Source organism: Streptomyces griseicoloratus, from assembly GCF_014534645.1.
Classification (GTDB): Bacteria; Actinomycetota; Actinomycetes; order Streptomycetales; family Streptomycetaceae; genus Streptomyces; species Streptomyces griseicoloratus.
Genome location: NZ_JACVQF010000189.1, coordinates 102,801 through 116,829, shown reverse-complemented (window position 1 = coordinate 116,829; position 14,029 = coordinate 102,801). Strand labels below are relative to the sequence as shown.

The window sequence follows — 14,029 nt, the reverse complement described above, 5'->3', positions numbered from 1 at the left end:
GGCAAGCAGCCCCTCCGCTTCCGTGACCAGCCGTCACCCCAGCGTGACAGACCGCCCATACCCGGGCGTGTCACCCCGCCCCAGCTTCCCCAGCCGCCACGGGATTTGGCACTCTGTGACCTCCGGGGGGATGCTCAGGAGGGGATGATGATCATGAGTGCGACGCAGACGGGGCCGCACACCGGCCACTCCGGCGACCCCCGGACCGGAGACCCACGCATCGGCTGGAGCGCCGCCGAGACCCCCCACGCCCCCGCGCTGCGCCACCGCCGCGACGGCATCCTGCCCACCGTCGCCGCCGCCCTCTCCGTGCGCGGCACCACCCTCACCGGCACCGCCACCCGCGCCGACACACCCCCCGCCCTCCACCACCTCGTCCAGGACTTCCTCGACACCCTCACCAGCAGCCAGCGCGACCGCTTCACCGGCCGCTGCGCCGAGACCATCCTCATCTCCCGGCACCTCACCACCGCCGACGCGGCCCGCAGCAAACGCGCCTCCCGCAGACCCATGACCAACGGCGAAGCCCGCAAAGCGCTCAAACACGCCAAACTCACCACCCGCCGCATCCGCGAGGACGGCGACCCCCTCCACGGCAGCTTCGCCGCCCCCTGCCGCGCCTGCACCGCCCTCACCGCCCACTTCGGCGTCCGCATCATCGACCCCACCACCGACGACTGACGACGACCCACCCACGACGACCGGAACGAACCAAGGGCAGATGCACGCCGACCGCACCTCCACCACCCGCTTCCCCGTCCCCGTCGACGCCGCCCTGCGCGCCGCCGGATGGCAACCCGGACGCTGGGACATCAAACAGGCCGAACTCTGGGCCGACGCCCTGCGCGAACACACCTCACCCGCCGGACACCGCCACACCGTCTTCCCCGCCGCCGTCGAAGCCTGGGCCGAATTCGGCGGCCTGAACATCACCCCCACCGGCCCCGGCCGGCAGATCGCCCCCGCCGCCCTCCACCTCGACCCCCTGAACGGCCTCCACATGGCCCGCACCCTCGGCGACCTCGGCCGCGCCCTCGACACCGAGGTCAGCCCCCTCGGCACCGAGACCGACACCCAGGCACTCCTCGCCATCGACGCCCAGGGACGCGTCTACGCCCTCGACCACACCGGCGACTGGTACCTCGGCCCCGACATCGACCAGGCCCTCGCCGCCCTCGTCTCCGGCACCCAGCCCACCCGCCTCACCACGGGCTGACCCCCGGCCGGACCTACGACGCCGGAATCACCGCCGACACGCGGAAGCCCCCCGCATCCGTCGGCCCCGACACGAACACACCCCCCAGAGCGGTCACCCGCTCCTTCATCCCCACCAGCCCGTTGCCCCCCGACGGCAACCGCGCCGACGACGCCGACGACACCTCCGGCGGCGGCTCGTTCTCCACCTGCATCGCGATCTCCGACACCCGGTGCGCGAGCCGCACGTACGTCTTCGCCCCCGCCGCGTGCTTGTGCACGTTCGTCAGCGCCTCCTGCACCACCCGGAACGCCGTCTGCTCCACCTCCCGCGCATACGACCGCTCCTCCCCCTCCACCGACAGAGCCACGACCATCCCCGCGGCCGCCGACTGCCCGATCAGCTCATCCAGCTCCGACAGGCACGGACCCTCCGCCCGCCCCTCGTCCTCCGCGGCGCGCGAAGCCGCCGCGGCGGCCGCCACCCCCACGGCGGCCAACGGCACCGACGGCCGCTCCCGCGGCCCGCTCTCCCCACCGCTGCGCAGCACCCCGAGCATCTCCCGCAACTCGGTGAGCGCCTGCCGGCCCATGTCCCCCACCAGCGCCGCGTTCTTCACGGCCTTCTCGGGATCCTTCCGCGCAACGGCCTGCAGCGCGGCGGCATGCACCACCATCAGACTCACCCGGTGCGCGACGACGTCGTGCATCTCCCGCGCGATCCGCGTCCGTTCCTCGTTGCGCGCCCACTCGGCCCGCTCCTCCGCCCGCTCCGCGAGCAGCTGCAGCTCCCGCTCCAGACTGTCCGCCCGCTCCCGCAGGCTCTCCATCAGCCGGCGCCGGGCCCCCACGTACATGCCCAGCAGCACCGGCGGGGCGGTCACCCCCAACGAGGCGGTGATCGACGCGAACGGCACGAACCAGTCCCCCAGGTCCAGGTCGTCCCGCGCCATGTCCTGCCGCACCCGCACGAACATCACGATGAACGTGCCCAGCAGCGACATCCCCGCCAGCGAACCGATGATCCGGCGCGGCAGCTCCGACGCGGCCAGCGTGTACAGGCCGACGATGCCCATCAGGAAGCCCATCTGGGCCGGCGTGACGGCGATCGCCACCAGCACGACCGCGATCGGCCACTTCCGCCGCACCACCAGCACCGAACCGGCCAGCAGACCGAAGACGACCCCCGCCGCCCACGGGATCCCCGCGTCCCGCGCGAACGGAACCCCCTCCGCCGCACACTCGAAAGCGGACACGACAGCAAGGCCCACATCGAGCACCGCACCGCGCCGCCTGTCCCACCACCAAGGCCCACCTCGGGCCGGTACGTGGTCTTCCCCCGTCGTGGTCATGCCTCCAGCCTACGGGCGCCGGACGGTGCATTTCCGGTGACTTTCGACAAGCGATACGACGCGATACCCCTCGACCAACCGAAAGAACATCGACCCGAGCCACCGGGGTTGCCTGCGCATCGATGTGCGCAACGGAGCAGACCTGTACCGTCGCATCGAAGGCTGGTGGTACGGCATAGTAGGTGCTGCTTCCGCGGCCGATCTACGGAATCGGACATAGCGGCGATCCCGGGTCGTCTAAGGGCAAGACGTCAGATTTTGGTTCTGATCATGGGGGTTCGAGTCCTCCCCCGGGAGCCCACACTCAGTTCGGGCCCTCACCTCCGGGTGGGGGCCCGCGCTCATGCCCCCCGTGAACACCCCCGGTATCCTGCGGATGTCCACCCCCACCCCACAAAGCCGAAGGGCATCCCGTGAGCGCCATTCGCCCGGCAGCCGTCGTCGTTCTCGCAGCGGGTGAGGGCACCCGTATGAAGTCGGCCACACCCAAGGTCCTGCACGAGCTGTGCGGCCGGTCCCTCGTGGGGCACGTGCTCGCCGCGGCCGGTGAGCTGAACCCCGAGAACCTGGTCGTCGTCGTCGGCCACGCCCGTGAGAAGGTCACCGCGCACCTCGCCGAGGTCGCCCCGGACGTCCGTACCGCCGTGCAGGAGCAGCAGAACGGCACCGGGCACGCCGTCCGGATGGCTCTGGAGGAGCTGGGCGGTCCGGTCGAGGGGACCGTCGTGGTCGTGTGCGGTGACACGCCGCTGCTGACCGCCGAGACGCTGCGGCAGCTCGCCGACACCCACTCCGCCGACGGCAACGCGGTGACGGTGCTGACGGCCGAGGTGCCGGACGCGACCGGTTACGGCCGGATCGTGCGGGACGGGGCGTCGGGTGCCGTGACCGCGATCGTGGAGCACAAGGACGCGAGCGACTCGCAGCGGGCGATCCGTGAGATCAACTCCGGGGTGTTCGCCTTCGACGGGCAGTTGCTCGCGGACGCGCTGGGGAAGGTGCGGACGGACAACAGCCAGGGCGAGGAGTACCTGACGGACGTCCTCGGGATCCTGCGCGAGGCCGGTCACCGGGTGGGTGCCTCCGTGGCCGCCGATCACCGGGAGATCGCCGGGATCAACAACCGGGTGCAGCTCGCCGAGGCCCGCCGGATCCTGAACGACCGGCTGCTGACGCGGGCGATGCTGGCCGGCGTGACGGTGGTGGACCCCGCGACGACGTGGGTCGACGTGACCGTGACCTTCGAGCAGGACGTGCTGGTGCAGCCGGGGACGCAGTTGCTGGGTGCCACGCATCTGGCCGAGGGCTGCGAGGTCGGGCCGAACTCGCGGCTCACCGACACCCGCGTGGGTGCCGGGGCGCGCGTCGACAACACGGTGTCCGTCGGGGCCACGGTGGGCCCGCAGGCGAGTGTGGGGCCGTACGCGTATCTGCGGCCGGGTACGCGGCTCGGGCTGAAGGCGAAGGTCGGTACGTACGTCGAGACCAAGAACGCCTCCATCGGCGAGGGCACGAAGGTGCCGCACCTGTCGTACGTGGGTGACGCGACGATCGGCGAGTACTCGAACATCGGTGCCGCGAGTGTGTTCGTGAACTACGACGGCCAGGACAAGCACCACACGACGATCGGCTCCCACTGCCGTACGGGTTCGGACAACATGTTTGTGGCTCCTGTCACGGTCGGGGACGGCGCGTACACCGCCGCCGGCTCGGTGATCACGAAGGACGTGCCGCCCGGTTCGCTGGCCGTGGCCCGTGGTCAGCAGCGGAATATCGAGGGCTGGGTGGCTCGTAAGCGGCCCGGCAGCGCGGCGGCGAAGGCGGCCGAGGCGGCGTCCGGTGCGCCGGGCGGCGAGGACTGACCGGAAACCGGCGCGCCGAACACGGCGTACCGTGATAAGTGCACATCCGCACCCCACCAGCTGAGACGCCTCCCGCACCCAGCCGGGCAGAGCGTTGTGACGCTCAGCTGCGACACCTCTGAGGAGAAAGTGCTGTGACCGGGATCAAGACGACCGGCGAGAAGAAGATGATGTTCTTCTCCGGCCGCGCCCACCCCGAGCTTGCCGAGGAGGTCGCCCACGAGCTGGGTGTCGGGGTCGTCCCGACGAAGGCCTTCGATTTCGCCAACGGCGAGATCTATGTGCGTTACCAGGAGTCGGCGCGTGGTGCCGACTGCTTCCTGATCCAGAGCCACACGGCTCCGATCAACAAGTGGATCATGGAGCAGCTGATCATGATCGACGCGCTGAAGCGTGCGTCGGCCCGCTCCATCACGGTCATCGTGCCGTTCTACGGTTACGCGCGGCAGGACAAGAAGCACCGGGGACGTGAACCGATCTCGGCGCGTCTGATCGCGGATCTGATGAAGACGGCGGGTGCGGACCGGATTCTGGCCGTGGATCTGCACACGGACCAGATCCAGGGCTTCTTCGACGGTCCGGTGGACCACCTGTTCGCGCTGCCGCTGCTGGCGGACTACGTGGGCGCGAAGGTGGACCGGGAGAAGCTGACGGTGGTCTCTCCGGACGCGGGCCGGGTGCGGGTGGCGGACCGCTGGTGCGACCGTCTGGGTGCGCCGCTGGCGATCGTGCACAAGCGGCGTGACAAGGACGTCGCGAACCAGGTGACCGTGCACGAGGTCGTCGGTGATGTGAAGGGCCGGATCTGTGTGCTGGTCGACGACATGATCGACACGGGTGGCACGATCTGTGCGGCGGCGGACGCGCTGTTCGCGCACGGTGCGGAGGACGTCATCGTGACGGCGACGCACGGTGTGCTGTCGGGTCCGGCGGCGGACCGGCTGAAGAACTCGAAGGTGAGCGAGTTCGTGTTCACGAACACGCTGCCGACGCCGAACGAGCTGGAGCTGGACAAGATCACCGTGCTGTCGATCGCGCCGACGATCGCGCGTGCGGTGCGTGAGGTGTTCGAGGACGGTTCGGTGACGAGCCTGTTCGACGAGCAGTAAGGGTTCTGCGCATCCTGATCCTTCGCGGGTCCTGATCGTTTTGGGTACGGCCTCCCCCACCGAGTAGACTGCTGCAGTTGCTCGGCGAGGGAGGCCGTACTCGTTGGTGGGTACGGCGGTCCGTAATCGACGCGCTCTTCGTAGCAGGCCGTTCGTGGCCGGGTGACCACGTCCGTTTCCCGCTTTCTACGAGGAGTGATCATGTCCGAGGTGAAGATCTCCGCCGAGACGCGCACCGAGTTCGGCAAGGGTGCCGCGCGTCGTATCCGCCGTGACAACAAGGTTCCGGGTGTTCTGTACGGGCACGGTTCGGACCCGCTGCACCTGACGTTCCCGGGTCACGAGCTGCTGCTGGCGCTGCGTACGCCGAACGTGCTGATCGCGCTGGACATCGACGGCAAGTCGAACGAGCTGGCGATCCCGAAGGCCGTGCAGCGTGACCCGCTGAAGGGTTTCCTGGAGCACGTGGACCTGCTGCTGGTCAAGCGCGGCGAGAAGGTCCAGGTCGACATCCCGGTCGTCGCCGAGGGTGAGCTGGCCCCGGGTGGTTACCTGCTGGAGCACGTCCTGGACGCGCTGCCGGTCGAGGCCGAGGCCACGCACATCCCGGAGCAGGTGACGGTGTCGGTGGAGGGTCTGGAGGCCGGTGCCTCGATCCACGCCAAGGACATCACGCTGCCGAACGGCGTGTCGCTGGCGGTCGATGAGGACGCGGTGGTTCTCCAGGTGCTGGCCGCGCAGGCCGAGGAGGCCCCGGAGGGCGAGGCCGCCGAGGGTGAAGAGGCCGCCGAGGCCTGAGCCTCCGGCTGACCTGGCTGGTCATCGTTTCGTCGGCCGCTGTTCCCGCGCGGGGCAGCGGCCGACGCGTATGAAGGAGACATGGACGTGACGACGGACGCGGGTGCCCCGTGGCTGATCGCGGGTCTCGGCAATCCGGGGCCGGACTACGCGATGAACCGGCACAACGTGGGTTTCATGGTGGTCGATCTGCTGGCGGAGCGGATCGGGGCGCGGTTCAAGCGGCACGGCAAGGCGCAGGCGCAGGTGCTGGAGGGCCGGATCGGTCCGCCGGGGCCGGCGAACCGGCGGGTGGTGCTGGCGAAGCCGATGTCGTACATGAATGTGTCGGGTGGGCCGGTGACGGCGCTGCGGGACTTCTACAAGGTGCCCGTCGCGAACATCGTCGCGGTCCATGACGAGTTGGACATCGATTACGGCACGCTGCGGCTGAAGCTGGGCGGCGGCGACAACGGGCACAACGGCCTGAAGTCGATCACGAAGGCGCTGGGCTCGGACTACCACCGGGTGCGGTTCGGGATCGGGCGTCCTCCGGGCCGGATGCCGGTGGCGGATTTCGTGCTCAGGGATTTCTCGTCGGCGGAGCGCAAGGAACTGGACTACTTCGTGGACCGGGCGGCGGACGCGGTGGAGTGTCTGGTGATCGAGGGCTTGGAGCGGGCGCAGAGTTCGTACAACTCGTAATCGCCGGTCCGTACAACTCCTGACTTGTCCCTCACGTGAGTTGACCCGGCGCGTTGGTTTGGCCAATGATCCCGGCCATGCCTGCCTCAGCCGCTGCCGCCGTCCGTCCCCGTCGGGCCTCGCGTGTCGCGTTGCGGTTCGGGCGGGTGGCGGTGATGGGGACGGTCGCGGTGCTGATTCTGATCGCCGGTGTGTGGGCGTCGTGGGGGACGGCGCAGCACGTGATGCTGACGAAGGGCCGGGAGCGGGGCACGGTCGAGGTGACGCGGTGCGCCGACGGCAGGTGCACCGGTCCGTACTCGCCGGTGTCGGCGGGGTCGCAGGCGCGGGAGAGCGTCGTCATCGAGGATTCGGTCGCCGTGGCCGAGGGGCGGACGTACACGGTCGTGGTGAAGCCGGGCAGTGACGACGTGGTGCGGTCCGGTCCGGCGGGGGTGCTGTACGCGTGGGTTCCGCTGGGCGGGGCGTTGCTGCTGGCGTCGGTGGTGGTGGCGGGCGGGCTGCGGCTGACGCGGCTCGCGTGGCTGCTGGCCGGGTCGGGGGTGGCGTTGTTGTCGACGGCGTTCGCGGTGGTGTGAGGTCCGGCTCCGGGATGTGACGGTGCCCCCGTGCTCGTGGTGAGCGCGGGGGCACCGTCGTGTGGGTCGCGGGCGGGGTCAGCCGGTGTTGCGCAGGCCGGCGGCGACGCCGTTGACGGTGAGCAGGAGGGCCCGGGCGAGGAGCGGGTCGGGCTGTTCGCCCTTGGCCGCGGCTTCGCGCTGGCGGCCGAGGAGGGCGACCTGGAGGTAGGAGATGGGGTCGAGGTAGGCGTCGCGGATGGCGAAGGTCTGCTTCAGCACGGGCTGGGCGTCGAGCAGTTCCGTCTCGCCGGTGACGTTCAGGACTTCGGCGACGGTGAGTTCGTGCTCGGCCTTGATGGCGTCGAAGACGTGCTTGAGCTCGTCGGGGACGAGGGTGTCGACGTAGTGCTGGGCGATGCGCAGGTCGGTCTTGGCGAGGGTCATCTCGACGTTGGAGATGAAGTTGCGGAAGAAGTGCCACTGCTGGTGCATCTCTTCCAGGACGGTGTCGAGGCCGGCTTCGCGCAGGGCCTTGAGTCCGGAGCCGACGCCGTACCAGCCGGGGACGATCTGGCGGGACTGGGTCCAGCCGAACACCCACGGGATGGCGCGCAGGCCGTCGAGCGAGACGCCCGAGCCGGGGCGGCGGGAGGGCCGGGAGCCGAGGTGCAGATCGGCGAGCTGGTCGACGGGCGTGGAGGCGAGGAAGTAGGCCGGCAGGGCCGGGTCCTCGACGAGCTTGCGGTACGCGGTGTGGGCGGCGTCGGAGACGACGTCCATGGCGGCGTCCCAGCGGGCGAGGGCCTCGTCGGACTGGCGGGGGGCGGTGTGCAGGGCGGACGCCTGGAGGGTGGCGGCGACCGTGAGTTCCAGGTTCTCCCTGGCCAGGGCGGGGATGAGGTACTTGTCGGAGATGACCTCGCCCTGCTCCGTCACCTTGATCTCGCCCTCCAGGGTGCCCCAGGGCTGGGCGAGGATGGCGTCGTGGGTGGGGCCGCCGCCGCGGCCGACGGTGCCGCCGCGGCCGTGGAAGAGGCGCAGCCGGACGCCGTAGCGGTGGGCGACGTCGCGCAGGCGGCGCTGGGCGCGGTGGATCTCCCACTGGCTGGTGGTGATGCCGCCGAACTTGGAGGAGTCGGAGTAGCCGAGCATGACCTCCTGGACGTCGCCGCGCAGGGCGACCAGGCGCCGGTAGGACGGGTCGGAGAGGAGGTCCTCGAGGATGGTGTCCGCGGCCTTCAGCTCGTCCGTCGTCTCCAGCAGCGGGACGATGCCGATCTTGGCCCAGCCGGCGTGCAGGTCGATGAGGCCGGCCTCGCGGGCCAGGACGGTGGCGGCGAAGACGTCGTCGGCGCCCTGGCACATGGAGATGATGTAGGACTCGATGACCTCGGGTCCGAAGACCTCCAGGGCGCGGCGGACGGTCTGGAAGACGCCGAGGGTCTTCTCGCCGGCGGCGTCCACGGGCGCCGGGGTCGGCGCGAGGGGGCGGCGGGACCTGAGTTCCTTGGCGAGGAGCTTGGTGCGGTACTCGCGGGGCATGTCGGCGTAGCGCCAGGATTCCTCGCCGAGGCGGTCGAAGAGCTGGCCGAGGGCGTGGTGGTGGGCGTCGGCGTGTTCGCGGACGTCCATGGTGGCGAGCTGGAGGCCGAAGGCGGCGAGGGTGCGGATGGTGCGGGCGAGGCGGCCGTCGGCGAAGAGGCCGCCGCGGTGTTCGCGCAGGGAGGTCTGCAGCAGGCGCAGGTCGGCGAGGAGCTCGGCGGTGCCGAGGTAGTCGCGGCCGTCCTCGTGGGGGGTGCCCTTGGCGAGGCGCTGCTTGGTGTTCTCCAGCTTCTGCCGGATGCAGGTGGCCTTGAGGCGGTAGGGCTCCTCGGCGTTGAGGCGCTTGTAGCGGGGGCTGATCTCGGGGAGTCGTTCGAGGTCGGCCTGGAGGGAGGTGAGGAGTTCCTCGGTGGCGCCGGTGTAGCGGATGGAGTTGGACAGGAAGCTGCGGAGTTCGTCGATCATCTCCAGGGCGTCGTTGATGCCGTGCTCGTGCTGGAGGATGAGGACGTCCCAGGTGACCTGGGGTGTGACGTTGGGGTTGCCGTCGCGGTCGCCGCCGATCCAGGTGCCGAAGGTGAGGGGGCGGGTCTCGTCGGGGAGCTTGACGCCGGCGCGTTCCAGTTCCGCCGTCAGGTCCTCCAGGACGTCGCCGACGGCGCCGGCGTGGAGTTCGTCGAGGTAGTAGATGGCGTTGCGGGCCTCGTCGGCGGGCTCGGGGCGCACGACGCGGAGTTCGTCGGTCTGCCAGACGAGGTCGATGTTCTCGGCGAGGCGGGTGTCGAGGCGGCGCCGGTCGGACTCGATGACGGGGGTGTCGAGGAGGGCGGCGATGCGGCGCAGCTTGTTGAGGACGGAGCGGCGTGCGGCCTCGGTGGGGTGCGCGGTGAAGACGGGCCGGACGTTGAGGTTGCGGACCGTTTCGCGCAGGTGCTCGGGGTCGGCGTCCTTCAGGCGGTCCGCGGTGCGGGCGAGCAGTCCGCCCTCGGCGGCGCGCCGGGCGCGCAGTTCCCGGCCGCGGTGGACCTGCTCGGTGACGTTGGCCAGGTGGAAGTAGATGGAGAAGGCGCGGACCAGCTTGGCCGCGGTCTGCAGTTCGGTGCCGCGCAACAGCTCGGCAGCGGCCTCGCCGTCCTCTCGGGTGAGTCGGCGTACCTTTTCGACGAGTTCCAGCAGCTCGGGGCCTTCCTGCCGGACGAGGGTCTCCCCGAGGAGATCACCCAGCCGGCGGATGTCGGCGCGCAGCTCGCTGCTGGTCGTCGTGGTGGTCTGGTCGTCGGCACTGCTCACAGGTGCGGCTCCTTGCAGTGTTGAAGCTCGTCTGGGAGGGGACCCGGACGGCGTCTCGCGCGGCGGGCGCCGCATACGGGGCCGGACGTCCGGGAAGAAATCAGAGCGGACCGCGCTGTCCGACCGACTCCCAGGATAGGTGTCCAGGAGGACGCGCAGGCTCACGGGCTCTTGCCGCCGGGCGACGCACTGCCATACTTACGTCGCCGTAGGTTACGGAACCGTAGGAAGTTGTGCACGGTCCGCGACCCGGCGCCGGCCACGACCCTCGACCCCCAGAGGACGCGCATGACCACGAGTTCCGATGTGATTCCTGACGCTCCGAAGGCGCCCGACGGCGCTTCTGTGCCCTCCGCGACGCTGGGCGGTGAGCAGAAGCGTTCGATCGAGCAGATCACGCTGCTGCTGTTCATCACCGTCCCGTTCCTCGCGCTGGTGGCGGCGGTGCCGCTGGCGTGGGGATGGGGCGTGAGCTGGCTCGACCTCGGCCTGCTGGTGTTCTTCTACTTCCTGGGCTGCCACGGCATCACGATCGGTTTCCACCGTCACTTCACCCACGGCTCCTTCAAGGCGAAGCGGCCGCTGAAGATCGCGCTGGCGATCGCGGGATCGATGGCCGTCGAGGGGCCGCTGGTCCGCTGGGTCGCCGACCACCGCAAGCACCACAAGTTCTCCGACGACGAGGGCGACCCGCACTCGCCGTGGCGCTACGGCGAGACGGTCCCGGCGCTGATCAAGGGCCTGTGGTGGGCCCACATCGGCTGGATGTTCGACGAGGAGCAGACCCCGCAGGACAAGTACGCTCCGGATCTGATCAAGGACCGGACGATGCGTGCGATCTCCCGGCAGTTCGTTCTGTGGACGATCGTCTCCCTGGCCCTGCCGCCGCTGATCGGCGGTCTGGTCACGATGTCGTGGTGGGGAGCGTTCACCGCGTTCTTCTGGGGTTCGCTCGTCCGGGTGGCGCTGCTGCACCACGTGACGTGGTCGATCAACTCGATCTGCCATGCGGTGGGCAAGCGTCCGTTCCGGTCGCGTGACCGTTCGGGCAACGTGTGGTGGCTGGCGATCCTGTCCTGCGGTGAGTCCTGGCACAACCTCCACCACGCCGACCCGACGTCGGCGCGGCACGGTGTGATGCGCGGCCAGCTGGACTCCTCGGCGCGGCTGATCCGCTGGTTCGAGCAGCTCGGCTGGGCGTACGACGTGCGGTGGCCGTCACGCTCGCGTATCGATTCCCGCCGCAACCCGGGCGAAGGCGGCTCCCGGCGCCGGAGGGAAACCGTCGAGGCGGCATGATTGACGCCGTGGCGACCGACTCCAGCACCCCCAGCAACGACAAGCCGCGGCGTGCGCGCCGCACCCGGATGACCGGTGCCGAGCGCCGCCAGCAGCTGCTGGAGATCGGTCGCACCCTGTTCGCCGCGAAGGGTTTCGAGGGCACGTCGGTGGAGGAGATCGCGGCGAAGGCCGGGGTGTCCAAGCCGGTGGTGTACGAGCACTTCGGCGGCAAGGAGGGGCTGTACGCGGTGGTGGTGGACCGCGAGATGCGGCGGCTGCTGGACATGGTGACCAGTTCGCTGACCGCCGGCCATCCGCGTGAGCTGTGCGAGCAGGCCGCGTTCGCGCTGCTGGACTACATCGAGGAGTACACGGACGGTTTCCGCATCCTGGTCCGTGACTCCCCGATCCCGCAGTCGACGGGCTCGTTCGCCTCTCTCATCTCGGACATCGCCACCCAGGTGGAGGACATCCTGGGCCGCGAGTTCAAGAGCCGCGGTTTCGACCCGAAGCTGGCTCCGCTGTACGCCCAGGCGCTGGTCGGCATGGTGGCGCTGACCGGCCAGTGGTGGCTGGACGTCCGCAAGCCGAAGAAGGCGGAGGTGGCCGCGCATCTGGTGAACCTGGCGTGGCACGGGCTGGACGGGCTGGAGCAGAAGCCGCGGCTGATAGGGCACCGCAAGAGCTGACGGCGCGCCGGGAGTCATCCCCTCCCGCGGGCCACCGCGAAGACGCGGCGGAAGGGGAACGGCGTGCCGTGCGGTCCGGCAGGATAGGCGGCACGCAGGGCGGCCCGGTACTCGTCGAGGAAGGCGTCCCTGGCCTGCGGGTCGTCGTCGAGCGCGGTGAGCACGGGCCGCAGCCCGGTTCCCTTGACCCAGTCCAGGACCGGGTCCTCGCCGGTGAGCAGATGGACGTACGTCGTCTCCCACACGTCGGCGGTGCAGCCGGCGGCGGTCAGGTGGGCCAGGTAGGCCACGGGGGTGAGGACGGCGTCGTCGTGGCGCAGGGTGCCGGCGAGCCGCGAGCGCCAGCGCGGGGAGTGGGCGAGGTCGCGCATCAGGCGGTGGCTGGGGGCGTCGAAGTTGCCGGGGACCTGGAAGGCGAGGGTGCCGCCGGGGGCGAGTCCCGCGATCCAGCGGGCGAAGAGCTCGACGTGCCCGGGCACCCACTGGAGGGTGGCGTTGCTGACGATCAGGTCGTGCGGTCCGTCGGGCGTCCAGGTGCGGACGTCGGCGTGGACGAAGTCGAGGCGCCCGCCGCCGGGCGTGGGTCCGGCGTGCTCCCGGGCCCGTTCGAGCATGCGGGCGGAGTTGTCGTAGCCGGTGATGCGGGCGGTGGGCCAGCGGTCGGCGAGCAGGGTGGTGACGTTGCCGGGGCCGCAGCCGAGGTCGGCGATGCGGGGCGGGTCGCCGGGCAGGTCCGGGACGCGGGCGAGGAGGTCGGCGAAGGGGCGGGCGCGGTGGCCGGCGTGGCGGAGGTACTGCGCGGGGTCCCAGGCGGGTACAGCGGCGGGCATGGGGCCTCCCAGGGGTGTGGCCGTGCGGGGCGGGTACCCAGCCTCACCCCGCTTGTCTCTTGATGTCAAGACAGTTGACATCAAGAGACTTCATGTCGACACAACCACTACACTGATCGTCATGGAGGACGAGGTCGATCGGCTGGTCGCAGCGTGGCGCCGGGAGCGCCCGGACCTCGACGTGGAACCGCTCGAGGTGCTCAGCCGCGTGAGCAGACTCGCCCGGCACCTGGACCGCGCACGCCGGCTCGCCTTCTCCGAGCACCAGCTGGAGCCCTGGGAGTTCGACGTCCTGACGGCGCTGCGCCGCGCCGGCACCCCCTACCAGCTCTCGCCGGGACAGCTGCTGACCCAGACCCTGGTCACCTCCGGCACGATGACCAACCGTATCGACCGCCTGGCGAAGAAGGGCCTGGTGGAACGCCTGCCCGACCCGAGCGACCGCAGGGGCGTCCTGGTCCGGCTGACGGACGAGGGACGGGACCGCGCCGACCAGGCCCTGGCCGGGCTGCTGGACCAGGAGCGGGCGATCCTCGCCGAGCTGTCCCGCGCCCAGCGCAGCGAACTGGCGGCCCTGCTGCGCCAGCTGACCGCCCCGTTCGACAACATCCCGGGCTGAGCGCCACCCGGACGGGCGGGGCCGCGGACGCGCGGGTCGCGCGGGCGCCCGGCCGCGGCATCCTGCGCGGAGCGGTGACCTGGGCCCCCAGATGCGGCTCGGCCTTCTCGATGCGGCCGAGGACGGAGCCCACCAGCCCCGCGGAGGCCGGCGTCCGCGCCCGGATCGCGTCCGGCTCGGGCGAGGGTCGGCTGGTACGGCTGCATCCTCGTTCTCCGG

General features: G+C 70.6%; 13 protein-coding genes and 1 tRNA gene. 11 read left to right on the top strand and 3 right to left on the bottom strand.

Annotated elements, in window-relative coordinates:
• Positions 1–153 precede the first annotated feature (153 nt).
• On the top strand, positions 154–681 hold the full coding sequence (locus H0H10_RS15850; protein WP_188181597.1) for a YwqJ-related putative deaminase: 528 nt from the start codon (positions 154–156) through the stop codon (positions 679–681).
• A gap of 40 nt (positions 682–721) precedes the next feature.
• Positions 722–1,216 carry an SUKH-3 domain-containing protein gene (locus tag H0H10_RS15845; protein ID WP_188181596.1) on the top strand — a complete coding sequence of 165 codons (495 nt, stop codon included), beginning with the start codon at positions 722–724 and terminating at the stop codon, positions 1,214–1,216.
• A gap of 13 nt (positions 1,217–1,229) precedes the next feature.
• Here the strand turns inward: H0H10_RS15845 and H0H10_RS15840 are convergent, their stop codons facing one another.
• Positions 1,230–2,546, bottom strand: coding sequence for a sensor histidine kinase (locus H0H10_RS15840; protein ID WP_188181595.1), 1,317 nt, complete (start codon positions 2,544–2,546; stop codon positions 1,230–1,232).
• Between the two features lie 226 nt (positions 2,547–2,772).
• Here H0H10_RS15840 and H0H10_RS15835 point away from each other — a divergent pair.
• From H0H10_RS15835 to H0H10_RS15810, 6 genes are all read left to right on the top strand, one after another.
• A tRNA-Gln gene (locus tag H0H10_RS15835) sits at positions 2,773–2,843 on the top strand.
• Positions 2,844–2,959: 116 nt separating this feature from the next.
• The gene (glmU, locus tag H0H10_RS15830) at positions 2,960–4,408 is read left to right on the top strand and encodes a bifunctional UDP-N-acetylglucosamine diphosphorylase/glucosamine-1-phosphate N-acetyltransferase GlmU (RefSeq protein ID WP_188181594.1); all 1,449 of its coding nucleotides are present in this window, start codon (positions 2,960–2,962) and stop codon (positions 4,406–4,408) included.
• 134 nt (positions 4,409–4,542) lie between these two features.
• A complete protein-coding gene (locus H0H10_RS15825; RefSeq protein ID WP_188181593.1) occupies positions 4,543–5,517 on the top strand; it encodes a ribose-phosphate diphosphokinase in 975 nt (324 codons plus the stop codon).
• A 201-nt stretch (positions 5,518–5,718) separates the two neighbouring features.
• The gene (locus tag H0H10_RS15820; protein WP_188181592.1) at positions 5,719–6,315 is read left to right on the top strand and encodes a 50S ribosomal protein L25/general stress protein Ctc; all 597 of its coding nucleotides are present in this window, start codon (positions 5,719–5,721) and stop codon (positions 6,313–6,315) included.
• Positions 6,316–6,396: 81 nt separating this feature from the next.
• Complete coding sequence (gene pth / locus H0H10_RS15815; protein WP_188181591.1) at positions 6,397–6,999, top strand: aminoacyl-tRNA hydrolase; 603 nt, start codon at positions 6,397–6,399, stop codon at positions 6,997–6,999.
• Between the two features lie 65 nt (positions 7,000–7,064).
• Positions 7,065–7,577 carry a hypothetical protein gene (locus H0H10_RS15810; protein ID WP_188181590.1) on the top strand — a complete coding sequence of 171 codons (513 nt, stop codon included), beginning with the start codon at positions 7,065–7,067 and terminating at the stop codon, positions 7,575–7,577.
• Positions 7,578–7,655: 78 nt separating this feature from the next.
• Here H0H10_RS15810 and ppc read toward each other — a convergent pair whose 3' ends face one another.
• Positions 7,656–10,391: a phosphoenolpyruvate carboxylase gene (gene ppc / locus H0H10_RS15805; RefSeq protein ID WP_188181589.1), complete on the bottom strand. Its 2,736-nt coding sequence runs from the start codon at positions 10,389–10,391 to the stop codon at positions 7,656–7,658.
• Between the two features lie 288 nt (positions 10,392–10,679).
• Here ppc and H0H10_RS15800 point away from each other — a divergent pair, with 288 nt between their 5' ends.
• Both H0H10_RS15800 and H0H10_RS15795 read left to right on the top strand, forming a co-directional pair.
• Entirely contained in the window at positions 10,680–11,690 is a 1,011-nt protein-coding gene (locus H0H10_RS15800; protein WP_188181588.1) for an acyl-CoA desaturase, read from the top strand.
• Complete coding sequence (locus H0H10_RS15795) at positions 11,687–12,361, top strand: TetR/AcrR family transcriptional regulator (protein ID WP_188181587.1); 675 nt, start codon at positions 11,687–11,689, stop codon at positions 12,359–12,361. Before H0H10_RS15800 ends, H0H10_RS15795 begins: the two co-directional genes overlap by 4 nt.
• Positions 12,362–12,375: 14 nt before the next feature.
• Here the strand turns inward: H0H10_RS15795 and H0H10_RS15790 are convergent, their stop codons facing one another.
• Complete coding sequence (locus tag H0H10_RS15790; protein ID WP_188181586.1) at positions 12,376–13,191, bottom strand: trans-aconitate 2-methyltransferase; 816 nt, start codon at positions 13,189–13,191, stop codon at positions 12,376–12,378.
• A gap of 121 nt (positions 13,192–13,312) precedes the next feature.
• Here H0H10_RS15790 and tamR point away from each other — a divergent pair, with 121 nt between their 5' ends.
• Positions 13,313–13,810: a MarR family transcriptional regulator TamR gene (gene tamR / locus H0H10_RS15785; RefSeq protein WP_188181585.1), complete on the top strand. Its 498-nt coding sequence runs from the start codon at positions 13,313–13,315 to the stop codon at positions 13,808–13,810.
• Positions 13,811–14,029 lie beyond the last annotated feature (219 nt).